Source organism: Vibrio sp. R12-SW3-ISO1 (assembly GCF_059834005.1).
The window spans coordinates 63,481-87,050 of the sequence record NZ_JCBDGK010000043.1 but is presented as its reverse complement, the minus strand read 5'-3'; the positions used below and the strand labels follow the sequence as shown (position 1 = coordinate 87,050).

Sequence of the window (23,570 nt, the reverse complement as noted above, 5' to 3'; positions counted from 1 at the left end):
GTGTGACTCCTCTTTGATTATCCGTAACGTCCGGTGATGTAATCTTCGGTTTGCTTTTTCATCGGTGAGGTAAAGATTGAGTCGGTATCGGAGTACTCAATCAGTTTCCCCATATGAATAAATGCAGTGTGATCGCTCACCCGCGCCGCCTGTTGCATGTTATGCGTGACAATCACCACAGTATATTTGGTTTTGAGGTCATTGATCAGCTCTTCTATCGTCAAAGTGGAGATGGGATCAAGTGCTGATGTCGGTTCATCGAGCAAAAGGACCTCTGGCTCTATGGCAATCGCGCGCGCAATCACCAAACGCTGCTGCTGACCACCCGATAATCCAAACGCATTTTCGTGCAAGCGATCTTTCACTTCGTCCCATAATGCTGCGGCGCGAAGCGAACGTTCAACCGCATCATCAAGAATTCGGCTGTTTTTGACCCCTTGCAGACGCAAGCCATACACCACGTTTTCGTAAATGGATTTGGGAAAAGGATTAGGACGCTGAAACACCATCCCAACTCGGCGGCGCAACGTCGCAACATCGACCCCCGGATGGTAGACGTTTTTTTTATGCAGTTTCACTTTGCCTTCGACGCGGCAGCCTTCGACCAAGTCGTTCATACGATTAATGCAGCGCAGCAAGGTCGACTTTCCGCACCCCGATGGACCGATGAACGCCGTCACCTGACCTTTAGGAATGCGCATTGAAATATCACTTAGCGCTTGCTTGTGACGATAAAACAAGTTGAGGCCATCAATCTCGATCGCCGTTTGTTCATCGCTTAGGTTACGCACATCTAGCGGCGCTCGGTAGCCTAAGGTTTGGTTCACTGAAAACATGCTTAATCTTGTCCAAAGGTTCGATATTTTTCGCGTAAATTATTGCGAATACTGATGGCAGTTAAGTTGAGCCCGATGATGACCGTGACCAATAAAAAAGAAGTGGCGTACACTAAGGGACGCGCGCTTTCGATATTGGTGGTCTGAAAACCGACATCGTAGATATGAAAGCCCAAATGCATAAACTTACGCTCAAGGTGCAAAAAGGGAAACTGGCTGTCAACGGGCAAACTGGAGGCCAACTTCACCGCTCCGACCAACATCAGCGGCGCCACTTCTCCCGCGGCGCGAGCCACGGCGAGAATCAATCCGGTAATAATCGCAGGGCTTGCCATCGGCAGAACAATGCGCCACATGGTCTCAAACTGCGTCGCGCCTAATGCCAAAGAGCCGTGACGCACCGAATTCGGGATGCGGCTTAAGCCCTCTTCAGTGGCCACGATGACCACAGGCAAGGTCAATACTGCCAAGGTGAGCGCTGACCAAAGTAGCCCTGGCGTTCCAAACGTCGGACTGGGCAGTTTTTCAGAATAGAAGAGTGCATCAATCGAGCCACCTAAGGTGTAGACGAAAAAGCCTAACCCAAAGACACCATAAACGATCGAAGGCACCCCAGCCAAGTTGATCACCGCCACACGAATCACTCGAGTAAACGCGTTGTTGTGCGCATACTCATGTAAGTAGACTGCCGCAATCACGCCCAGTGGCATAACAATAATCGACATGATGATCACCAGCAACACGGTACCAAACATAGCCGGAAATACGCCCCCTTCCGAGTTGGACTCTCTGGGATCATCGGTCAGAAACTTCCAAGCTTGCACCGACCACTGGCCAAGTTTTTCGAGCAGAGACATATCATTGGGATACCACACATCTAACATCTCACGCAGTGGAATCGTCACCTGTGTGCCTTGCATATCCACCACAACCAGGCCTTGAAGATCAAGCTCATCACGCCAATCATCAAGCCTTGCTTCCATCGCCATCAACTGCTGACTAAAGCCTTGGGATTGCTGCTGATAACGCAGCAAAAAGGCATCGTCCAAATTTCCGTTGAGTTCTCGCTTTCGATACTCCAAGCGTAGCTTATCTGCCTGCACACTGAGCACTTTGATCTGCTTCTCGACTAGATTCTCTATGTTGCCCCGCACCTCTTCCGCGAACGCCAGTCCACGACCAATCGCCACATCCACCTCTTGGCTCATCTCGCCATCGGCTTGTCGATAAGCGATGGGTCGACCAAAAAAATCACCGCCGCGCGTGCGCTCAATCACCGCCCACCCGGAAGGGGTTGTGCGATCTAACACTTCAGTTTCAAGTACAGACACAAAATCGGCAGAATAGAGATCGCGGTTGGCGACTTTAATACTCAAGCGCTCAACCAACCCTCGCTCTTCCACCTCATCTGACAATTCAATAGCCATCTCTTGTAAATGATTAATGGGCACCGATTCCGTCGCGTAGAGTTGCCCCACCAGCACCTCACCTTGAGAGGTCTGCCATTGATAGAGTGGAGAGGGCCAGAAAAACGAGAGACCTTTCCAACCAATCAGCAGCAATAAGCCCAGTACCGAGAGTAAGCTCACGCTGACCGCACCGCCGGTGAGCCAAATCCAAGGAGAGCCGGATTTCAGCCATTGATAACCCGATTTCATACTAATCATGGCTCACCGCCTGAGCGGTTTTGACTCGCTTACAACGCACGATACTTCTCTCTTAACCTCTGACGCACCCACTCCGCCATCGAGTTCACTGCAAAAGTGAACATCAACAAAATCAACGCAGCTAGGAATAGCAATCGGTAATGGGAACTGCCCACTTCCGACTCTGGCATCTCAACTGCGATCGTTGCGGACAATGTACGCATCCCTTCCAATATGTTCCAATCAAGGATCGGGGTGTTCCCGGTGGCCATCAGCACAATCATCGTCTCACCAACGGCGCGGCCAAGCCCCATCATGACGGCCGAAAAAATACCCGGACTCGCGGTAAGCAATACTACGTGCACTAAGGTTTGCCACTGCGTCGCCCCCAAAGCCAATGACCCGTCCGATAAGTGTTTCGGTACCGAGAAGATGGCGTCTTCTGCAATGGTAAAGATGGTCGGGATCACCGCAAACCCCATCGCAAACCCGACTACTAAGGCATTGCGCTGATCAAAACCAATCCCGTGCTGCGCCAAATACGCACGCACATCGCCATCAAACAACCACTCTTCTAAACCGCTAGTGTGAGAAAGCACCACCACCGTCAGCAAGATGATCACCGGCATAAGAATTACCGCATGCCAGCCATTGGCAAAGTGACGCTTCCACATTTTGGGTAAACTTTGCCACAGCGCCCCGGCCACTACGGTAGACAGCGGCAAAGCAATCAACAGCACCACCACAGACGCGAGATAATTCTCAACAATCGGTGCAAACCACAAGCCCGCCAGAAAGCCGATGATGACCGTCGGTAGCGCCTCCATCAGCTCGATAGAGGGCTTGACGACTCGGCGCATCGCTGGCGTCATAAAATAAGCGGTATAAATGGCGCCCAATACCGCTATCGGTACCGCGAACATCATGGCGAACAATGCCGCTTTGATGGTGCCAAACGCGATCGGCACCAAGCTGAATTTGGCTTCAAACTCATCATTGGCTGAGGTGGTTTGCCAAACAAACTCAGGCTCTGGGTAGCCTTCATACCACACTTTTTGCCACAGAGAGGACAACGAGATTTCGGGGTATGGATTATCGAGATGCGAGACAGACAACTGGTCGCCACTTTGGGTCAACAAATATTGTTCATTGTTGGACATCGCCGCTAAGGTGGGCGCTTTATCAAAGGCTCGGTTAAACAGGACCAACTTTTCACTGGTGGTGTAGTGGCTTTGAACCGTGCCATTGGTATAAAAACTGTAGAACCCTTTGCGATAGGTATCAGGCAGCAGCAGCTGTAACTGCGGCGCGAGTTGAAACTCTCGAATCGGCACCAAGTGGCGCTCACCCTCTTTGAGCACATCAAACCACTGCGACACTTTGCCGTCTTGGTGGCTCACTAACAAAGAGTAAGCGCCCGCTAACAGCTGCACCTCACTCACCGAATGTTTGACGTTGCCTGCACTTAAATCGACCACTTCACGAACCAAGAACCCCTGACGCTGTTTGGTGGCAATGACCAGCTCAGATGCGCTGCGCAAATATAGCGTGTCACCATTGGGGGTAAGCAAAAGCTGATCTAAATCGATAAAAGGCTGTGGAAACTCAAAGTCTTGGCGTTTCCCATTGGAATCTAACCAACGGACACGGATGCGATTGTCGTCATAGTAGCCGACCAAAGTGAAAGTAGCGTGCGTGAAGGCATCGCGGTCTGCAAAAGCAAATGCGCGCAACTGAGCGTCAGTAGCTGACTCACCGAGGAGCAAATCCAGCGGCGGCGTAACCACATCGACACTCGGGGTGAGTACTCGCTCACCATTTGCCAACCTGCTGCTTAATTCAGGGCGAAAGAGCGTCACGTGCCCTGATGGCGTCGCCATCGCATGCCAAGGGTTTACACCAATACCAGAGGCAAACAAGGTGTGCTGCGCCCCCAAGTCATAGTGATAAATCGCGTCGCGGCGCTCATCATTGAGCGCCCAAAACTTGAGTGTACCGAGAGAGGATAAGGTATAAGCGGAGTGGCCATAGTCATCGACACCCAGCGCAACGATAGACTGCTCATCTATCGTTTTAGTCGCCAAATTGGGCGTGATCTTGGCGTCAGAAAACAGAGGCAAGACCATCATGGCCAGATAAACAAAGATCAGCACCAGCGCCGCAAGCACACCGACGCCACCCGCAGAGACAGCCAGTTTTACGATTCTATCTTTAATAAGTCGTTTTCTGTCACGTTCTCGTAACGAAAAATCGCCTTTAACCATCTGTCCCACTTACCTAAATTAACCCATGCGTATAATATTTCTATTAGGTGACAATTATATTACAGCTCACATTAAGCAACTGAAAATAGTGTAATAAAAACCTGCAATAAAAATGTCACACAAAGATCTTAGCTTGGCTACCAGTTTGGTCTTATTAAGTCCTTACTCTATAGCGCCCCATAGAGAAGGCACGTTGCAAAGGTTGGGTTATGAGTGCTGAAAAACTGTATATCGAAAAAGAGCTTAGTTGGCTGTCGTTTAATGAACGCGTCCTCCAAGAAGCAGCAGATAAAGAAGTGCCACTCATCGAAAGAATTCGATTTTTAGGCATATTTTCCAACAACTTGGACGAGTTTTATAAAGTTCGATTTTCCGATGTCAAACGTCGTATCTTGATCAATCAAGAGCGCGGTGGCAGTGACAACCCCAAACACCTGCTGAGTAAAATGCAGAGCAAAGCGCTCAAACTGAATGATAAATTTGATGAGCTCTACTCTGAGCTGATCCGCGAAATGGCGCGTCGGCGGATTTTTTTAGTCAACGAAACTCAGCTCAGTGACGCACAACAAAAGTGGATAAAAAAATATTTTCGCAATGAAGTGGTTCCGCATATCACCCCGCTTTTGATGCGTGACGACATTGATGTGCTGCAATTCCTCAAAGATGAATACGCCTACATCGCTGTCGACTTACGCAAAGGCGAACACAATCAATATGCCTTGATAGAGATCCCCACCGACCACTTGCCTCGCTTTGTGATGGTGCCAGAACAAAAAGGCAAACGGCGCAAAACCATCATTCTTCTCGATAACATCATCCGATACTGTTTGGATGAACTCTTCAGTGGCTTTTTTGAGTATGACGAGCTAAACGGCTACGCGATGAAAATGACGCGTGACGCCGAATACGACCTCAGTCACGAAGTCGAGCACAGCCTTCTTGAGCAAATGTCTGAAGGGGTCAGTCAGCGCTTAACCGCGATGCCGGTTCGCTTTGTCTATGAGCGTGACATGCCCACCGAAATGCTGAGCTTTTTGTGCGATAAGCTGAAAATCTCCAACTACGACAGTTTGATCCCAGGTGGCCGCTACCACAACTTTAAAGACTTTATTGGTTTTCCCAATGTGGGCCGTGACTACCTTGAAAACAAACCCTTACCGCCGATGAAATGCGCCGATTTCGACGGGTATGCCAACGCCTTTGATGCCATCAAAGCGCAAGATATCTTGCTCTATTACCCCTATCACACCTTTGAGCACATCAGCGAAATGGTGAGGCAGGCATCGTTCGACCCGAAAGTACTGAGCATCAAGATCAATATTTATCGCGTTGCCAAAGATTCGCGCCTGATGAACTCGATTATCGATGCGGTGCACAATGGCAAAAGTGTCACAGTGATTGTAGAGCTTCAGGCTCGATTTGATGAAGAAGCCAACATTGAGTGGTCGCGGATTCTGACCGAAGCCGGCGTGCATGTCATTTTTGGCGCGCCCGGATTAAAAATCCACTCTAAATTGCTCTTGATTACACGCCGCGAAGATGACGACATCGTCCGCTATGCGCACATCGGCACCGGTAACTTCCATGAAAAAACCGCCCGTATCTATACGGACTTCTCGCTGCTCACCGCAGACCCTGAGCTCACCAACGAAGTGCGCAATGTGTTTGGCTACATTGAGAACCCGTATCGACCGGTGCGCTTCAATCACTTAATTGTCTCACCACAAAACTCTCGCAAGCAGCTCTATCGCCTCATCGACGCAGAAATTGCCAATGCGAAAGAGGGTAAAAAAGCCGCTATTACGCTGAAAGTCAACAACCTAGTGGATCGCGGACTGGCAAATAAACTCTACGGCGCGAGCAGCGCAGGGGTAGAGATAAAGATGATCATTCGTGGCATGTGTTCTTTGGTGCCGGGTATTGATGGCGTGAGCGACAACATCAAAATCATCAGCATCGTCGACCGATTCTTAGAACACCCGCGCGTTCTCATCACGCACAATGATGGAGACCCCAAAGTGTACATCTCATCAGCAGATTGGATGACACGGAATATCGACTATCGGATCGAAGTCGGTGCTCCAGTGCGTGACGAACGTCTTAAACAGCGCATTATCGATATCATCAACATCCACTTTACCGATACAGTAAAGGCGAGGTGGATAGACAAAGAGATGAGCAATACCTATGTGCCACGCGGAAACCGAAAGAAAATTCGCTCACAGATTGCCATTTACGACTATCTTAAGAATGTAGAAAAACAGACAAAGAAACAGAAAGAGCTTTCAATCACTCATGACCCAAACACCGGAAATTCGTGATGTTGCCGCGATTGACCTTGGCTCAAACAGCTTCCACATGGTGGTCGCCAAAGTTGTAGACCAAGACTTGCAACTGGTAAGTCGACACAAGCAGCGAGTCCGTCTCGCAGCTGGGTTAGATGCACAAAAAAATTTAGATAACGCCGCCATTGATCGTGGCTTAGACTGTTTGACCATCTTCGCTGAGCGACTGCAAGGGTTTGAAGAGAGCAATGTCCGTATCGCCGCGACGCACACTCTTCGTCAGGCTAACAACGCGCATATTTTTTTGCAGCGAGCCCGTGACGTGCTGCCCTTTCCTATCGAGATCATCCCCGGCATTGAAGAAGCACGCCTAATTTATCTGGGGGTTGCCCACACGCAACCAGCCTCTGACTCCAAATTGGTGGTAGACATTGGCGGTGGCAGTACCGAAATGATCATAGGGCAAGGCTTCGAACCGCATTTAGTCAACAGTAAGCAGATGGGGTGCGTCAGCTTTACTAAGCACTATTTCAAAAACAACAGGCTGTCGAAGAAGAACTTTGCCAAAGCGACCTTAGCCGCGGAGCAAAAGTTGGAGTCCATTGCCCATCAATATCGCAAGAAAGGCTGGGAAGTCGCGTTTGGCTCCTCAGGGACCATTAAGGCCATTCGTGATGTACTGGTCGGAATGGGCTTTGAAGATGGCATTATCGACAGCAAACGACTCGACAAGCTCATCGAAAAACTGTGTGAGTGGGAGACGATTGATGACATCAACCTCACCGGCCTCACACCGGAACGTCAGCCTGTGTTTGCGGCGGGTGTGGCGATCCTTGCCGCCATTTTCAAAGATTTCAAAATCAACGAAATGCACTTTTCAGAGGGCGCACTGCGAGAAGGCTTACTCTACGAAATGGAATCGCGCTTTAAGCGCTCCGACATCCGCATGCGCACCACGGAAAACCTTGCCAGTAAACATCTGGTCGATCTAGAGCATGCGGCCAAAGTCAAAGGCCATGCCCGCGAGTTTTTGGATCAAACCCACCAAGAGCTTGGCATTAACAAACACTCTGAGCTCTTTGATTTGCTCGAATGGAGCGCGTTATTGCATGAAGTAGGGCTTAGCATCAGCTTACAAGCCTTCCACCGCCATTCGGCTTACATTCTCAAACATACCTACATGCCCGGCTTTAACCGAGAGCAGCAAACCATTCTCGCCATGTTAGCGCGCTTTCAGCGCAAAGCGTTAAAGCTCAATGAAATGGAAGAGTTTTCGCTGTTTAAGAAAAAGCACGTCATCAGTTTAATTCGCATTCTGCGCCTCGCCATCTTGCTCAACGGTCAGCGCAACGATGACCCACTGCCAGCCCTGACACTGAAAGTCGATGGCGACAGTTGGACCTTGAAGTGTGATGAAGCCCAGTGGTTGGAACACAACAAGCTGCTCCATGCCGATCTGCTTTGCGAGCAAGAATACTGGAACAGTGTCGGCTGGGAACTGACCTTTTAGACTCAGTCTCTCTCATAAAACGAAAAAACGCCGCGTTATAAGTGAACGCGGCGTTTGTTTAACCTTATGATGACGACGTCTTCGTCATTTCAATTACGTAGAGAAAGGCCGACTTTTTCTAATTCCTGCTGCGCGATTTCAGGCGATAGAGGGACATAACCATCTTTGCTCACCAAAGCTTGCCCCTGTTTAGAGTAAATAAAGCGAATGAACTCTCGTTCGATCGGAGGCAGCGGTTTGTCAGGATGCTTGTTGACATACACATACAGGTAGCGCGACAAAGGGTACCGACCAGTCAAAATGTTTTGATAACTCGGCGCGATATAATCTTCACCCTCTTTGGCAATCGGCAGCAGCTTCACACCTGAGACTTGATAGCCTACGCCAGAGTAGCCGATCGTATTGATCGCCGAAGCCACCGATTGAACAACCGATGCCGATCCCGGCTGCTCATTGACGTTATTTTTAAAGTCACCGCCGCATAAGGCGTTGTTTTTAAAATAGCCGTACGTACCGGAGACCGAGTTACGACCAAACATTTGAATCGCACGCTTTGCCCATTGGTAGTCGAGTCCTAGTTGGGTCCAAAACTCGATACTTTCCGTACCGCCACAACGTAAAGTCGCAGAAAAAATACGATCAAGCTGAGAAAAATTGAGCCCTTCAATCGGATTGTCGCGGTGGACAAAAACGCCAATCGCGTCAATGGCGACGCGTAACTCTGTGGGTTTGTAACCATGCTCGCGCTCAAAGGCCTCAATTTCACGGTTGCGCATTTCGCGGCTCATCGGGCCAAATTGCGCCGTTCGCTCAGTTAATGCTGGGGGAGCGGTGGAAGAACCAGACGCCTGGACTTGACCATTAATACTGGGATAAATCAGCGTAAACTCTTCCATCCATAAGGTGGTCATACCGGCAAGCGTATCAGAGCCAACACTGCTCAGGCTTCCGCTAACGCCGCGTACTTTTTGATACTCTTGCAATCCTGTCGCTCGAGCAGGGCCAGTCAATAGCCCCAATACCGCCACACCAATCGTGATGATGATTGGCCACGCTTTTTGGCGCCCCATTACTTCACCACCAAACGTTTTGGCAACAAGAAGGAGAACTTACTGCCCACACCGACTTGCGACTCAATTTCAAGATGTGAATCGTGGTGGGTTAACGCATGTTTAACGATGGCAAGACCGAGTCCACTTCCGCCGGTATCACGCGAGCGTGCCTTATCCACTCGGTAAAAACGCTCGGTTAAACGGTGAATATGCTGTTTCTCGATCCCTTCACCGCTGTCTTCCACTTCAAGCCTCGCCCCTTGTGCCGTTTCATACCAACGCACATTGACCGTTGCACCGGCTGGGGTGTATTTCACGGCGTTATAGACCAGATTAGAAATAGCGCTGCGCAATTGATCTTCGTCACCAAGCACTCGTAACGTGTCATCGACATCAAAGTGGAGCTGATGGTTATGCTCGCCACTGAGGCTCGCCGCTTCTTTCTCAAGCACATCCAGCATCGCGGGGACGTTCACGACATCTTCAAGCTCATGCATGGGCGCCGCTTCGATCTTAGAGAGGGTCAACAACTGATTGACCAAACTGTTCATGCGGTTTAGCTGCTCGGTCATCACGCCGTGTGCCTTACTCCACATCGGGCCGACCACCATGTCTGGGTCTTCCGTCATTTCCAGGTACCCTTGCAGCACGGTCATCGGCGTACGAAGTTCATGAGACACGTTGGCGAAGAAGTTGCGGCGCATCCCCTCAAGCTGCTTGAGCTGAGTGACGTCACGCACCACCATCAAGTGCTCCCCTTCGGTATAAGGCACAATACGTAGTTCGAGCATTCGCTCGACGTTCAACGGTGAACGCATTTCCAGAGGGACAGAGAAATCTTGCTTATTGAGATATTTGATGAAATCAGGGGTACGAATTAGATTCGATATCGGCTGGCCCGAATCATCTGGCCAGCGAAATCCAAGCAGATGCTGGGCGAGCTTGTTGCACCAGACAATGTTGCCTTCACTGCGAAACACCACGACTGCATCGGGTAAGGATTCGGCACCGTTGCGGAAACGGCGGATAAGATTGGTCAGCTCTTTGCGCTTTTTTCGCTGACGCTGCTGCAAGCGGTAAATGCCATTAAATAGCGACTCCCAGTTACCAGACCCCGACGGTGGCGTCAGGCGCTTTTCGTCCCACAGCCAAGCAGATAAACGTATTTGATTGTGCAGATGCCACAGCAACTGAATCGCCGTCGCGGCTAACAACAGCCACGGCAGATAGCCAAATACCCAACCAATGAGTACCCAAGGGGTGTAAAAAAAAGCCAGCTCCCAGGCCAGCTTTTTCCAAGTTAACCGTTCTACCACTTACCTCTCCGTTTTGCTTTTCCTTATGACCTCACACGCTTAATGTGATTATGCTTTGGTGGAGAAGCGATAGCCTGCACCGCGCACTGTTTGGATCAACTTATCGTGCCCGGCGGCTTCGAGTGCTTTGCGTAAACGACGGATATGAACGTCAACCGTACGATCTTCCACGTACACGTTGGTTCCCCAGACGTTATTGAGCAACTGCTCGCGGCTGTAGACACGCTCTTGGTGAGTCATAAAGAAGTGCAACATTTTGAATTCCGTTGGCCCCATATCGACAGGTTCATCGTTCGCTGTCACACGGTGAGAAACGGGATCCAATTTGAGTCCTTGCACATCAATCACATCTTCCAGCGCAGTGGGCGTCACGCGGCGAATTACCGCTTTAAGCCTCGCCACCAGCTCTTTCGGTGAAAATGGCTTGGTGATGTAATCATCCGCGCCGACTTCGAGGCCACGAACCTTGTCTTCTTCTTCACCACGCGCTGTCAGCATCACTACCGGAATGTTGCGTGTCAGCTCTTCACGCTTCATGTGTTTGATGAAATTAATACCGCTGCCGCCAGGGAGCATCCAATCTAGCAAAACTAGATCTGGGAAGGGTTCAGCCAATTTGGTTACTGCAGTATCGTAATCTTCTGCTTCTACTGCTTGGTAACCTTTTTGTTCAAGAACAAAACACAGCATTTCACGAATTGGTGCCTCGTCTTCAACAACCAGAATCCTTCTAGACATAATCATTTAACCTTATGTTCGTTGAGTTTACTCAATGATTAGGGCGGGCAGCCTGCCGCCTCTTGATGCATAGGCATTATTACTAGCAATTATGACACTTTTGTGACCTTTGAAAACAAATTTTCATATAACTTTTATTCTGGATTCATCTTCATATTTTGCATTTCGGCTAGGACAATCTGGTTGAAATTCCTTATTATTGCCGACTTACTTGTAGCATTAGAGAGAACATATGTGGTTTAAAAACTGTCTGGTTTATCGCTTTAACCGCGATATTGAGTTCAATGCAGACCAATTAGAAAAACAGCTCCAAGAGTTTCGTTTTACGCCATGTGGCAGCCAAGACAAGCAAAAATTCGGTTGGGTCACCGCCATGGGGAAACACGGCGACATGATGACGCACGTTTCCGAAAACCGCATTCTTATCTGCGCCAAGAAAGAAGAGAAAATGTTGCCCGCTTCCGTGATCAAAGAGTCACTGAACGCTAAAGTGGATGCCATGGAAGCGCAAGAAGGTCGACCACTGAAAAAGAAAGAAAAAGAGACCTTAAAAGACGACATCGTGATGGACTTGCTACCGCGTGCCTTTAGCCGCAGTAACCACACCTATGTGCTGATTTTGCCGAGCGAAGGCTTTATTTTGGTGGATGCGAGCAGCTACAAAAAAGCCGAAGATGTCTTAGCTCTACTGCGTAAAACCATGGGAAGCTTACCCGTCGTGCCTGCCATCCCGGAAAAACCGCTCGAACTTACAATGACAGAATGGGTAAAGAGCGGCGATCTCCCAGCAGGCCTACAAATGCTTGACGAGGCCGAACTAAAATCGGTACTGGAAGAAGGCGGTATTATCCGTTGTAAAAAGCAAGAGCTCACCAGTGATGAGATTCGCAGCCACATTGAAGCGGATAAGCAAGTCACCAAACTCGCCTTGTGGTGGCAAGAGCGCTTGGAGTTTATTTTGGCCGACGACGGCAGCATCAAACGCCTCAAGTTTTCAGATGAACTGAGAGATCAGAACGAAGATATTCCTCGTGAAGATCAAGCGGCGCGCTTTGATGCCGACTTTTCACTGATGTGCGGCGAAATGAGCACTTTCTTACCGGATCTCTACCGCATGCTCGGTGGACTACCGCACCCGAACGCGTAATCTTCTGCCCCAAAGTCTCTTCAGCGCCTTCGCTTAGAAGGCGTTTCATTAACCTCTCTTATGTTTTCCTAGTCACCACAGCGTATTTGACGTAAAATTTGCGCCCCTGATTCCATATGGTGGAATCGGCCTGACTTGAGATCAGATTGAAGAGAAATGACTATGACCACTGAGAAAGCTTTTGTTCCTGAGCTACTGTCACCCGCAGGCAGCTTGAAAAACATGCGTTATGCCTTTGCCTACGGCGCTGATGCCGTTTACGCGGGCCAACCTCGTTACAGCCTGCGCGTTCGTAACAACGAGTTCAACCACGAAAACCTAAAAATCGGTATCGATGAAGCGCATGCGCTGGGTAAAAAACTCTACGTGGTGTGCAACATCCAGCCGCACAACTCAAAGCTGAAAACCTTTATCCGCGACCTTAAACCTGTGGTCGAAATGGGCCCTGACGCCTTAATCATGTCTGACCCTGGTCTGATTATGATGGTACGTGAAGCCTTCCCTGATATGCCAATTCACTTATCAGTACAAGCGAACGCGGTGAACTGGGCGACGGTAAAATTCTGGGCTGCCAACGGCGTTGAACGCGTGATTGTTTCTCGTGAGCTTTCTCTAGAAGAGATCGAAGAGATCCGTGAACACTGCCCTGAAACAGAGCTCGAAGTCTTTGTTCACGGCGCACTTTGCATGGCGTATTCTGGCCGCTGTCTGCTTTCTGGCTACATCAACAAACGTGATCCGAACCAAGGGACATGTACGAACGCATGTCGTTGGGAATACAAAGTTGAGCAAGGCAAAGAAAATGACACTGGCGACATCGTTGAGAAGTTTGATCCATCACAGGCTCAGCCTGTTGAAGTTCAAGACGAGCGCCCTGAAACCACGATTGGTCGTGGCAAACCAACCGATGAAGTGGTGCTGCTTTCTGAAGCTCACCGTCCAGAAGAAAAGATGGCCGCTTACGAAGATGAGCACGGCACTTACATCATGAACTCGAAAGATCTCCGTGCGGTTCAGCACGTTGAGCGTCTAACGAAGATGGGTGTTCACTCGCTGAAAATCGAAGGCCGTACTAAGTCTTTCTACTACTGTGCACGTACCGCACAAGTCTACCGTAAAGCGATTGATGATGCGGTTGCAGGTCGTCCGTTTGATGAGAGCCTAATGGGCACGCTTGAAAGCCTCGCTCACCGTGGTTACACCGAAGGCTTCCTTCGTCGTCACACTCACGATGCTTACCAAAACTACGACTACGGCTACTCTGTTTCCGATTCTCAGCAGTTTGTCGGTGAGTTCACTGGTAAACGTCGCGGTGACATGGCAGAAGTGGAAGTGAAGAACAAATTCGTTGTGGGTGATAGCCTTGAGCTTATGACACCTAAAGGTAATGTAGTCTTCACGCTTGAAGCGATGGAAAACCGCAAGTCTGAGTCTATCGATGACGCAAAAGGCAATGGCCACTTTGTCTTCATTCCAGTACCACAGGATTTGGATCTGGAATTTGGTCTATTGATGCGTAACCTTAATGCTGGTCAGGATACCCGTAACCCAACAGGTAAATAACCATGGCGTTGCTGATCACGGATAAGTGCATTAACTGCGATATGTGTGACCCTGAGTGCCCTAACGGCGCTATCTCTATGGGTGACAGCATATTCGAGATCGACCCTGATCTCTGTACAGAGTGTAAAGGGCACTACGACAAACCCACTTGTCAGTCTGTCTGTCCGATCACCAAATGCATTATCACGGACCCAAACCATATTGAGACCGAAGAGGAACTGCTCGAAAAGTTCGTCATCATTCAAGGGTTAGCCTAATACCAAAAACGCCGCTCATCGAAGCGGCGTTTTTTATGTTAGTCAGCGTTATTTATAACTGAGCTCTGTGGCTTTGCCTTTAAATATGCGATACACCGCAAAGGTGTAGAGCAATATCATCGGCATCACCACAACCACACCATAGCCGACGATGATCAACGTCGCATCTGAAGAGGCCGCTTGGCGAGCCTCCATAATTCCAGGTACCACTTGAGGAAAGAAACTGTACGCTAGCCCCAAAAAGCTCAGCGCATAAATCACCACAGCACCAATAAAAGGCCAACGCGCGCCCCAATCATCACTGGTCGGAACTCGACGTAAGTATCGGTCAACTAAGTAGATTGTCGTCAAAACCACCAAAGGCACCGGGGCAAGCAGCAGAATTTCCGGAAAGCTGAACCATCGTTGCGCTACCTGTTGGTTGACTAGCGGGTTAACAATGCTGACCGAGATTATCCCTAGCGCAGCAATCCAGCCCGCTCTGCGTGACCAACGCGCAGCTCTGACTTGCAATCTTCCTTCCGTTTTGAGAACCAACCAAGCACCGCCAATGTAGATATAGGCGCACGCAACACAAAGACTACTGAGAAACGCAAACCCGTAAGCTTGTGCCGATGCTTCGAACCCCATGATGTACCTTCCCACCATGTATCCTTGGGTCAGTGCCGCGAGCAATGATCCCAATTTAAAACAATTATCCCACCGCTGCTTATAGTCCGCTTTGGCCTTGGCTCGAAAATCAAACGCGACACCTCGCATGATCAATGCAATCAGCATGAAGGCGGTCGGTAAATAGAGCTCGGTAAAAATCAGACTGTGCGCACTAGGGAAGGCTATCAACAGTATCCCAACCGCCAAGACAAGCCAAGTCTCATTGGCATCCCAGAACGGTCCAATCGACGCAATCATTCTGTCTCGCTGATCTTCATCGTTGCTAGGAAGGAGCATACCTACCCCGAGATCATAGCCATCCAACACTGCATACATAAATACGGTGAAGCCAAGGATCAACAGATAAACTTCTGGTAAATAGTTCAACATTAGCATACCCCTTGTTGTACTGTTGCCGTAACTTTGTGGGCATCAACGTCCTTACGAGCGAGATAAAACAAGGTGTGGATGTACGCCAGAAGAAGAGCAGCATAAACGACAAGATACATCGACAAGGAGATCATCACATTCGATGGTGCCAATGGTGTGACCGCTTCTGCCGTTCTCAGTACACCAGTGACAAGCCAAGGTTGACGTCCTATCTCTGTGACATACCAACCTGCGAGCGTCGCTATCCACCCAGAAAACGTCATGGCGACCACGACATAGAGGTAGGGCCTCGGCAGGTCTCGAGCTCGGAGCAAGCGATAACCACCAAACCAACTTACTGCTAGCATCAATAGTCCGACCCCAACCATGACCCGAAAGCCAAAAAACAGCGGCTTTACTGGTGGGTGATTGGGTGCAAAGTCATTGAGGCCGACAATTTCCCCATCAAGCGAATGAGTGAGAATCAAACTCGCCAAATGTGGGATCCCTAGCGCGAATTCGTTCTGACGCAGCTCTTCATTTGGCCAAGCAAACAGGAGCAGCGGAGCGCCTTGCTCTGTTTCCCATACTCCTTCCATCGCCGCAATCTTCGCCGGTTGATGCTCTAAGGTGTTCAAGCCGTGCAAGTCACCGACAAAAATCTGAACAGGAATGAATAACGCCGCCGCTAACAGTGAAACTCTCAATCCAAGCTTGGCTGCACGATGGCTAGGTTGCTTAATAAGCTGATAGGCACTGATGCCTGCGATCAAAAAGCTTGCGGTCAAACCAGACGCCAATAGGGTATGCGCAAACCGATAAGGCAAAGAGGGGTTGAAGATGACGTCCTTCCAACTGGTGACATGCACCACACCATCGATGACTTCATACCCAGCTGGCGTATGCATCCAACTATTCAGTACCAGAATCCAAAACGCCGACATGGTCGTGCCGACCGCCACCAAGACGGTGGCCAAAGTATGGAACCAGTCGGGCACACGGCCTCTACCAAACAGCATCACGCCAAGAAAGGTCGCCTCCATAAAAAAGGCCGTCATTACTTCGTAGCCCAGCAGAGGACCTGCAACATTACCCACACGCTCCATAAAGCCCGGCCAATTAGTGCCAAACTGAAAACTCATCGTAATGCCTGAGACAACACCGAGTGCGAATGTGAGTGCAAACACCTTGACCCAAAAGTAATAGACATCGAGCCAAACTGGCGCTTGCGTTCGGTTGTAGCGCCATTTGAAAAACACCAACATCCATGCCAGAGCGATGGTGATGGTTGGGAATAAAATATGAAAACTAATATTGGTCGCAAACTGGATTCGCGACAACATGAGGGTATCTAACATCTCACTACCTCAACAGCTAATAACCCAAATTAAATCGAAATTTCTGAAAATTTCTTACGGATATCGGCGGGTATTGGATCGGATACTCATGAATATCGCCCGAGTAGCGCACTTTTTATCTTATTTAGAAGAAAACATGAAAACGAATGACAGGATTCAAGACTGTTCTGCTAGTAATGCCAAACATTGGCCGGGTGGTACTTTCGGCGTTTTCTTTTTGTTTGTCGTGCTCGGTGTTGGCGTTTTGATGGCAGGTTTGGGCTGTGGTTTCCAACTGGCAAGCTCTGCGCCGCAACCATCCCCCGCAGGAGGCGCGGCTTGAGGTTGACAGGCATCACTGCCCTTAGGGCAGCGAAGCCGAACATGCATGTGGTAATGATGCCCCCACCAAGGCCTAACTTTGCGAAGCCATGTTCTGTCTTGGCTCTCTTCGCTGCGGCACAAGGTGTCTTTGATAACGGGGTGAACAAAAATTCGAGCGACGTCGTCATCACTGGCTGCAAGCTTGATCAAATCAAAATGACGACGGTCCCAGCTCGCTTTCACTAAGCGGTATTGCTCAAGGTTGACCACGCTCACAGGCTCTGGTTTGGCCAACTGAGGGGAGCTCAATGGCGCATCTGCCAACCTAAGCCAAATGTCGATATCGAGCCCCGTTTGATGACTTGAATGGCCCGACGAAAAGCGACCACCTTGTGGCAGCGAGAGATCGCCAATTAAGAGCGAGGTGTTCAACGTTCGATGCACTTGCTCAGCCAAATGTTCGATGTAGCGAATCGCACTGGGGTGAGCGTAGTATCGAGCGCGCTGGCTGCGCAGCACTTGATACCCTTCCCCTTCAAGCGGTAGCGCCTTGGCCCCGGCTAAGCAGCCATTGGCGTAGCTTCCTATCGCCTGCGGCTGAGATTGAGACGGAGATGAAATGGCCTCCCAAGGCGTGGCACTGACCGATGAGCCAAAGCTCATCATCAAAGCGATAGGTAGAAAGGCGCTAAGTCGCCAAATCGTCCCTGTTTGCATGACTCGTCCCTTCCCTCAATTCACCGTTGCCACTCAGCGTTTAATAATGGTCACCATTATCATAATAGCCGCTGGCTTCAAGCGCCGTGAAAATTACCGCCACATCGACCTCTTCGCCAAGCACGCCGCGAACCTGACGAGTAATGATGCTCGCGACCGCATCTTGGGTCTCTTGGCCGCGATCAAACCACAACACTTCGACAAACGGATACGCTTGGCTGACGTCTCCATCGTAAAAAAACGTGGTATAGATGTATTCAAAGGTGAAATCCTCTTTCGGGCAATCCATGTGCGGTTGCAGCTCATCAAGCAGTGTTGAGGATAAGGTTTGAACCGTTTGCGGCTCCACTGCTCGAAAACGTAGATGAGGCATAGATAAGATCCTATTGTTGAGTTTGCTCCATAATAACAAGATATTGAGCAATGCCCATCGCATTCCTGCATGCGACGACCTCTAACATTATCGTGGCTCGAACGTCACGTGAAGAACCCCATCCTGACTGACGATCACCGCTCGCCAATCTGGATGTTGATAGACCAGGCGCTGGGTCGACAGAGACGAGGCTTGCCCCAGAAGCCGCACTATTTTGGTTTCGACCTCTTGGTTTGACGCAAGCGCGAGTTCTGTCTCGATATTTAAACTCTGATCATCGATGGTGACGTGGTTGAGCACAAAACCATCTTGGCGAAGATGTAACTGCAGCCGACTCCATTGATGGGTTGAAAACGATGACAGTAATGTGATTGAGAACGTTGCGCCGTCTAAGGTGGCTTCAGCGATATAGTGCTCTTTGTGGTAGTCCAGCGCCATCTCACACCAAGTATCGCGCTCACACGCCTGCCAAGTTTCCTGGATCTCTTGGCGTATTGCATCGCCATTCAATATCGGTATCAACAGCGTATTGGCGCAGGCCAGTGGACTCACCAGCATCACTATCAACAATCGAATTCTCATCACTCTTCCTTCGGTGAGTAGGAACAAAAAAGCCGCTGACATCAGCGGCTTTGGAGTATCTCAAATAGAGGTAGCGAGCACGGAGAATGCAAGAGAGCCATTAAGGCATCTCATCAAACTCAGCGCCCTCTTTTTCAACTTGAGGTGGCATCAGGTGCTCTCGGGTGATACCCAGCTTCAATGCCAGCGCAGAAGCGACATAGATAGAAGAGTAGGTACCCACTGTGATACCAAGCAATAGCGCAGTGGCAAAACCGTGAATCATCGCACCACCTTGGGTGAACAAGGCGATCACCACAAACAAGGTCGTGCCCGAAGTGATCAAGGTACGGCTCAGTGTTTGGGTAATGGAGTTGTTCATGACCTCAGCCGATTCGCCTTTACGCATCTTGCGGAAGTTTTCACGGATACGGTCAAAGACAACAATCGTATCGTTGAGCGAGTAGCCGACCACCGTTAGCAAGGCTGCGACAATGGTAAGATCCACTTCAATTTGCATCAAAGAGAAGATGCCCAAGGTGATGATAACGTCGTGCGCCAAGGCAAGTACCGCTCCCGCCGCCAAACGCCACTCAAAGCGCACCGAGACGTAAATCAAGATACAGATCAGCGACACCAAGATCGCCAGACCGCCCGCTTCTGTCAGCTCATCACCCACGTTCGGGCCGACAAACTCGATACGGCGCATCTCTACGTTTTCACCCGTGCCCTCTTTAATGGCACTGATGATTTGGTTGCCTAAGGTTTCGCCTGAAGCGTCATCACGAGGACGCAAACGCACCATGACATCTCGGGCACTACCAAAGTTTTGCACCGTAGCGTCACCGAAGCCTTTGGCATCAAGCGCACCACGAATCTCTTCAAGGTTTGCCGGTTGCTCAAAACCCACTTCAATCAGCGTACCGCCAGTGAAGTCTAAGCCCCAATTCAACCATTTAGTTGATAGCGTGAAGAGCGCCGCAGCGATCATTACAATAGACAGCGCAAATGCTGCCTTTGACCAACGCATAAAGTCGATCGTTTTCTCTGCTTTTAGAATCTGAAACATACGTATTCCTAGCCCTAGATCGACAGTTTATTAATGCGCTTACCGCCGTACAGTAGGTTAACCACACAACGGGTACCGACGATAGCAGTAAACATGGAGGTCAAAATACCGATAGACAGCGTGACCGCAAAACCTTTGATGGCACCAGTACCGACGGCAAACAAGATAATCGCGGTGATCAACGTCGTGATGTTTGCATCCGCAATAGTACTGAACGCGTTGGCGTAACCTTGGTGAATCGCTTGTTGTGGATTGCGTCCATCACGCAGCTCTTCTCGGATACGCTCAAAAATCAGCACGTTGGCATCCACTGCCATACCGACCGTCAAGACAATACCGGCAATCCCTGGCAGCGTCATGGTTGCCCCTGGAATCATCGACATTACCCCGATGATCAACACCAAGTTCGCCATCAGCGCCATGTTGGCAATCAAGCCAAACTTACGGTAGTAAAGCAAGGTAAACAGCATGACTGCAACCATACCCCAAATACACGCTTGGACACCCATATCGATGTTCTGCTGTCCCATTGATGGACCAATGGTACGCTCTTCGACAATCGAGATTGGCGCAATCAGAGCGCCCGCACGGAGTAGCAACGCAAGGTTGTGCGCTTCGGCGGCTGAATCGATACCAGTGATACGGAAGTTACGTCCAAGTGCCGATTGAATGGTCGCTTGGTTGATCACTTCTTCATGCTTAGACAGAATCACTTTGCCTTCAGGAGTGCGTTTACCGCTGTCTTTGTACTCTGCAAATACCGTTGCCATCAGCTTACCGATATTTTGACGCGAGAACGCCGACATCTTGTTCCCACCTTCACTATCGAGTGAGATGTTCACCTGTGGGCGACCGTACTCATCCACGCTGGAGCTCGCATCCGTGATGCTTGAACCACCAAGAATGACACGCTTTTTCAGCACGACAGGACGACCATCGCGATCTTGCTTGATTTCACTGCCCGCTGGCGCGCGGCCACTGGCAGCGGCCGCAAGGTCAGCGCTCGCATCCACTTCACGGAACTCAAGCGTCGCCGTCGCACCGAGAATTTCTTTCGCGCGAGCGGTGTCTTGTACGCCCGGAAGCTCGACCACAATGCGGCTTGCACCTTGACGCTGAACCAATGGCTCCGCAACACCCAGTTCGTTCACACGGTTGCGCAAAATCGTAATGTTCTGCTCGACCGCGTAATTACGAATTTCGGTGAGGCGTTGCTCGGTAAAGGTTGCTTTGAGTGCAAAGCGGCTCTCGCTGCCTGACTCCACAAACAACATGTCAGGGTGTAGACCTTCGAGAACGCGTTTCGCTTGCGCTAGCTGCTCGCCATCACGAAGCAGTACTTCGACCGCATCTTTGCCCAGTGGGCGAATGGCGCGGTAACGAATTTTCTCTTCGCGAAGCTCACTACGAAACGCTTCTTCTTGCTGGCCGACGAGTTTTTCCATCGCCGCGTCCATATCCACTTCCATCAGGAAGTGAACACCACCACGCAAATCTAGACCTAACTTCATTGGCGCAGCGCCAATCGCTTCTAGCCAGTCCGGTGTGGATGGTGCAAGGTTAAGCGCGACAATAGTATCGTTACCGAGCGCTTCGCTGATGACGTCGCGCGCACTGATTTGCGTATCGGTACTCGTAAAGCGTACAAGGATGGATCCATTTTCTAGAGCAATGGATTTATGAGATAAGCCCTCTTTTTCAAGAGCTTGAGTGACAGAGTCCAGCGTTGACAGATCAACAGAGGCGCCGCGCGCCCCTGTCACTTGAATTGCCGGATCTTCACCGTATAAATTCGGAAGTGCGTACAACGCAGCGATAGCGATGGTTAGCACCACCATCAAATACTTCCATAACGGATAGCGGTTAAGCACAGCGAGGATCCTCTAGCTGTTTATAGAGATTTCAGCGTACCTTTTGGTAGCACTGCAGTCACGAAGTCTTTCTTGATCACAACTTCGTTGTTCGCGTTAAGTTCGATTGAGATGTAATCGTTGTCTTCTGCAATCTTAGTGATCTTACCCACTAGACCACCGCTCGTCAGCACTTCGTCACCTTTGCCCATAGAAGCCATTAGGTTCTTGTGCTCTTTCACACGCTTGGACTGTGGACGGTAGATCATGAAGTAAAAGATAACCGCGAACATACCTAGCATGATCAACATTTCGAAACCGCCACCTGCTGGTGCGCCTTCAGCGGCTGCGTGAGCTTGAGAAATAAACATTAAAATAATCCTCTATTTATATTTTATTGATATCCAAATTGGGCTTTAGCCAAACACTTTCAAGGGTCAGATTAAACAATAGAGATCACCCTCTCAAAAATGCACGCTGTTTGCCTATTTTATTAGCAAAAGCCTCTGACCATAGGTCAAAGGCTTTCAATCGTTATGCTTTCGTCAGTGGCGGCACTTCGCGGTCACGACGTGCATAGAACTCTTCCACAAACGCGTCAAAGCGGTCTTCATCGATCGCCTTACGGATGCTTGCCATCAAGCGTTGGTAGTAGCGCAAATTGTGAATCGTGTTCAAACGCGCGCCCAAAATCTCATTGCAGCGCTCTAGGTGATGCAAATAGGACTTCGAGTAGTTTTGGCAAGTGTAACAGTCACAGTGTGGATCCAATGGCGTCGTATCCGTTTTGTGTTTTGCATTACGGATCTTGATCACACCGCCAGTGACAAACAGGTGGCCATTACGAGCGTTGCGCGTTGGCATCACACAGTCAAACATGTCAATACCACGGCGAACACCTTCTACCAAATCTTCCGGTTTGCCAACCCCCATTAAGTAACGAGGTTTGTCTTCAGGCAGTTGCGGACAGGTGTGCTCAAGAATGCGGTGCATGTCTTCTTTTGGCTCACCTACGGCCAAACCGCCCACAGCGTAACCATCAAAGCCAATGTCTGTCAGACCTTTCACTGACACATCACGCAAGTCTTCGTACACGCCGCCCTGAACAATACCAAAGAGGCTGTTCGGGTTTTCAAGCTTATCAAAATGATCGCGTGAACGCTGCGCCCAACGCAGTGACATTTCCATCGATTTCTTCGCTTCATCGTGTGTCGCTGGGTATGGCGTACACTCGTCAAAGATCATCACAATATCGGAGCCCAGATCGTATTGAATTTCCATCGACTTCTCTGCGTCCATGAAAATTTTGTCACCGTTCACCGGGTTACGAAAGTGAACCCCCTCTTCGGTGATCTTACGAATATCACCAAGACTGAAGACCTGGAAGCCACCAGAGTCAGTCAAAATCGGCCCTTGCCAGTTCATAAAGTCATGCAGGTCACCATGCAGCTTCATCACTTCTTGCCCCGGGCGTAACCACAGGTGGAAAGTGTTACCAAGCAAGATCTCGGCGCCGATCCCTTTTACTTCTTCAGGGGTCATGCCTTTCACCGTACCATAGGTACCCACAGGCATAAACGCTGGCGTTTGCACGGTTCCGCGCTCAAAGGTCAATTGACCACGGCGCGCAACGCCATCTTTTTTCTTAAGTTCAAATGTTAACTTCACGAAGCCTCCAGTGTCAGAGAAACAGTCTGACGGTTTA

20 protein-coding genes are annotated in these 23,570 nt (G+C 49.8%); 5 read left to right on the top strand and 15 right to left on the bottom strand.

Annotated elements, in window-relative coordinates:
* Window positions 1-17 precede the first annotated feature (17 nt).
* From pstB to AC6R0R_RS13110, 3 genes are read right to left on the bottom strand one after another with little or no spacing between them, the layout of a single operon-like run.
* Window positions 18-836, bottom strand: coding sequence for a phosphate ABC transporter ATP-binding protein PstB (pstB, locus tag AC6R0R_RS13120; RefSeq protein WP_334551352.1), 819 nt, complete (start codon window positions 834-836; stop codon window positions 18-20).
* Window positions 837-838: 2 nt separating this feature from the next.
* Entirely contained in the window at window positions 839-2,494 is a 1,656-nt protein-coding gene (pstA, locus tag AC6R0R_RS13115; protein WP_500627042.1) for a phosphate ABC transporter permease PstA, read from the bottom strand.
* Window positions 2,495-2,532: 38 nt separating this feature from the next.
* Window positions 2,533-4,746: an ABC transporter permease subunit gene (locus AC6R0R_RS13110; RefSeq protein ID WP_500627009.1), complete on the bottom strand. Its 2,214-nt coding sequence runs from the start codon at window positions 4,744-4,746 to the stop codon at window positions 2,533-2,535.
* A 209-nt stretch (window positions 4,747-4,955) separates the two neighbouring features.
* Between AC6R0R_RS13110 and ppk1 the strand changes: the two genes are divergently transcribed.
* Entirely contained in the window at window positions 4,956-7,067 is a 2,112-nt protein-coding gene (ppk1, locus tag AC6R0R_RS13105; RefSeq protein ID WP_500627008.1) for a polyphosphate kinase 1, read from the top strand.
* On the top strand, window positions 7,042-8,541 hold the full coding sequence (gene ppx / locus AC6R0R_RS13100; protein WP_500627007.1) for an exopolyphosphatase: 1,500 nt from the start codon (window positions 7,042-7,044) through the stop codon (window positions 8,539-8,541). Before ppk1 ends, ppx begins: the two co-directional genes overlap by 26 nt.
* 89 nt (window positions 8,542-8,630) lie before the next feature.
* On the opposite strand, the gene AC6R0R_RS13095 is transcribed toward ppx, so the two are convergent.
* Genes AC6R0R_RS13095 through phoB form a run of 3 tightly spaced genes read right to left on the bottom strand, consistent with a single transcriptional unit; the run spans window position 8,631 to window position 11,647 of the window.
* Window positions 8,631-9,611: a PstS family phosphate ABC transporter substrate-binding protein gene (locus AC6R0R_RS13095; RefSeq protein WP_487901699.1), complete on the bottom strand. Its 981-nt coding sequence runs from the start codon at window positions 9,609-9,611 to the stop codon at window positions 8,631-8,633.
* Window positions 9,611-10,909, bottom strand: a complete 1,299-nt coding sequence (gene phoR / locus AC6R0R_RS13090) for a phosphate regulon sensor histidine kinase PhoR (protein ID WP_487901700.1) — start codon at window positions 10,907-10,909, stop codon at window positions 9,611-9,613. The genes AC6R0R_RS13095 and phoR overlap by 1 nt, the downstream gene beginning before the upstream one ends.
* 48 nt (window positions 10,910-10,957) lie before the next feature.
* Window positions 10,958-11,647: a phosphate regulon transcriptional regulator PhoB gene (gene phoB, locus AC6R0R_RS13085; protein WP_334551363.1), complete on the bottom strand. Its 690-nt coding sequence runs from the start codon at window positions 11,645-11,647 to the stop codon at window positions 10,958-10,960.
* Window positions 11,648-11,879: 232 nt separating this feature from the next.
* Here phoB and rdgC point away from each other — a divergent pair, with 232 nt between their 5' ends.
* From rdgC to AC6R0R_RS13070, 3 genes are all read left to right on the top strand, one after another.
* A complete protein-coding gene (gene rdgC / locus AC6R0R_RS13080) occupies window positions 11,880-12,794 on the top strand; it encodes a recombination-associated protein RdgC (RefSeq protein WP_487901701.1) in 915 nt (304 codons plus the stop codon).
* 162 nt (window positions 12,795-12,956) lie between these two features.
* Entirely contained in the window at window positions 12,957-14,357 is a 1,401-nt protein-coding gene (gene trhP, locus AC6R0R_RS13075; protein WP_334551365.1) for a prephenate-dependent tRNA uridine(34) hydroxylase TrhP, read from the top strand.
* Window positions 14,358-14,359: 2 nt separating this feature from the next.
* Entirely contained in the window at window positions 14,360-14,614 is a 255-nt protein-coding gene (locus tag AC6R0R_RS13070; RefSeq protein WP_334551367.1) for a YfhL family 4Fe-4S dicluster ferredoxin, read from the top strand.
* 48 nt (window positions 14,615-14,662) lie between these two features.
* Here AC6R0R_RS13070 and AC6R0R_RS13065 read toward each other — a convergent pair whose 3' ends face one another.
* The 9 genes from AC6R0R_RS13065 to tgt form a co-directional block, all read right to left on the bottom strand.
* Window positions 14,663-15,655: a cytochrome d ubiquinol oxidase subunit II gene (locus AC6R0R_RS13065; RefSeq protein WP_500627006.1), complete on the bottom strand. Its 993-nt coding sequence runs from the start codon at window positions 15,653-15,655 to the stop codon at window positions 14,663-14,665.
* Window positions 15,655-16,992, bottom strand: a complete 1,338-nt coding sequence (locus tag AC6R0R_RS13060; protein ID WP_500627005.1) for a cytochrome ubiquinol oxidase subunit I — start codon at window positions 16,990-16,992, stop codon at window positions 15,655-15,657. The genes AC6R0R_RS13065 and AC6R0R_RS13060 overlap by 1 nt, the downstream gene beginning before the upstream one ends.
* A gap of 156 nt (window positions 16,993-17,148) precedes the next feature.
* Window positions 17,149-18,012: a penicillin-insensitive murein endopeptidase gene (gene mepA, locus AC6R0R_RS13055; protein ID WP_500627004.1), complete on the bottom strand. Its 864-nt coding sequence runs from the start codon at window positions 18,010-18,012 to the stop codon at window positions 17,149-17,151.
* Between the two features lie 40 nt (window positions 18,013-18,052).
* A complete protein-coding gene (locus tag AC6R0R_RS13050) occupies window positions 18,053-18,385 on the bottom strand; it encodes a DUF1904 domain-containing protein (RefSeq protein WP_500627003.1) in 333 nt (110 codons plus the stop codon).
* Between the two features lie 87 nt (window positions 18,386-18,472).
* Window positions 18,473-18,967, bottom strand: a complete 495-nt coding sequence (locus tag AC6R0R_RS13045) for a hypothetical protein (protein ID WP_500627002.1) — start codon at window positions 18,965-18,967, stop codon at window positions 18,473-18,475.
* A gap of 100 nt (window positions 18,968-19,067) precedes the next feature.
* Window positions 19,068-20,015 carry a protein translocase subunit SecF gene (secF, locus tag AC6R0R_RS13040; RefSeq protein WP_334551374.1) on the bottom strand — a complete coding sequence of 316 codons (948 nt, stop codon included), beginning with the start codon at window positions 20,013-20,015 and terminating at the stop codon, window positions 19,068-19,070.
* 14 nt (window positions 20,016-20,029) lie between these two features.
* Entirely contained in the window at window positions 20,030-21,886 is a 1,857-nt protein-coding gene (secD, locus tag AC6R0R_RS13035) for a protein translocase subunit SecD (protein WP_334551376.1), read from the bottom strand.
* A 20-nt stretch (window positions 21,887-21,906) separates the two neighbouring features.
* Window positions 21,907-22,236, bottom strand: a complete 330-nt coding sequence (gene yajC, locus AC6R0R_RS13030) for a preprotein translocase subunit YajC (protein ID WP_334568317.1) — start codon at window positions 22,234-22,236, stop codon at window positions 21,907-21,909.
* A gap of 163 nt (window positions 22,237-22,399) precedes the next feature.
* The gene (gene tgt / locus AC6R0R_RS13025; RefSeq protein ID WP_334551378.1) at window positions 22,400-23,533 is read right to left on the bottom strand and encodes a tRNA guanosine(34) transglycosylase Tgt; all 1,134 of its coding nucleotides are present in this window, start codon (window positions 23,531-23,533) and stop codon (window positions 22,400-22,402) included.
* Between the last annotated feature and the right edge of the window lie 37 nt (window positions 23,534-23,570).

Coding starts and splice junctions, on each gene's coding strand:
- pstB (WP_334551352.1), bottom strand. CDS start 836: ATGTTTTCAGTGAACCAAACCTTAGGCTACCGAGCGCCGCTAGATGTG.
- pstA (WP_500627042.1), bottom strand. CDS start 2,494: ATGAAATCGGGTTATCAATGGCTGAAATCCGGCTCTCCTTGGATTTGG.
- AC6R0R_RS13110 (WP_500627009.1), bottom strand. CDS start 4,746: ATGGTTAAAGGCGATTTTTCGTTACGAGAACGTGACAGAAAACGACTT.
- ppk1 (WP_500627008.1), top strand. CDS start 4,956: ATGAGTGCTGAAAAACTGTATATCGAAAAAGAGCTTAGTTGGCTGTCG.
- ppx (WP_500627007.1), top strand. CDS start 7,042: ATGACCCAAACACCGGAAATTCGTGATGTTGCCGCGATTGACCTTGGC.
- AC6R0R_RS13095 (WP_487901699.1), bottom strand. CDS start 9,611: ATGGGGCGCCAAAAAGCGTGGCCAATCATCATCACGATTGGTGTGGCG.
- phoB (WP_334551363.1), bottom strand. CDS start 11,647: ATGTCTAGAAGGATTCTGGTTGTTGAAGACGAGGCACCAATTCGTGAA.
- rdgC (WP_487901701.1), top strand. CDS start 11,880: ATGTGGTTTAAAAACTGTCTGGTTTATCGCTTTAACCGCGATATTGAG.
- trhP (WP_334551365.1), top strand. CDS start 12,957: ATGACCACTGAGAAAGCTTTTGTTCCTGAGCTACTGTCACCCGCAGGC.
- AC6R0R_RS13070 (WP_334551367.1), top strand. CDS start 14,360: ATGGCGTTGCTGATCACGGATAAGTGCATTAACTGCGATATGTGTGAC.
- AC6R0R_RS13065 (WP_500627006.1), bottom strand. CDS start 15,655: ATGTTGAACTATTTACCAGAAGTTTATCTGTTGATCCTTGGCTTCACC.
- AC6R0R_RS13060 (WP_500627005.1), bottom strand. CDS start 16,992: ATGTTAGATACCCTCATGTTGTCGCGAATCCAGTTTGCGACCAATATT.
- mepA (WP_500627004.1), bottom strand. CDS start 18,012: ATGCAAACAGGGACGATTTGGCGACTTAGCGCCTTTCTACCTATCGCT.
- AC6R0R_RS13050 (WP_500627003.1), bottom strand. CDS start 18,385: ATGCCTCATCTACGTTTTCGAGCAGTGGAGCCGCAAACGGTTCAAACC.
- AC6R0R_RS13045 (WP_500627002.1), bottom strand. CDS start 18,967: ATGAGAATTCGATTGTTGATAGTGATGCTGGTGAGTCCACTGGCCTGC.
- secF (WP_334551374.1), bottom strand. CDS start 20,015: ATGTTTCAGATTCTAAAAGCAGAGAAAACGATCGACTTTATGCGTTGG.
- yajC (WP_334568317.1), bottom strand. CDS start 22,236: ATGTTTATTTCTCAAGCTCACGCAGCCGCTGAAGGCGCACCAGCAGGT.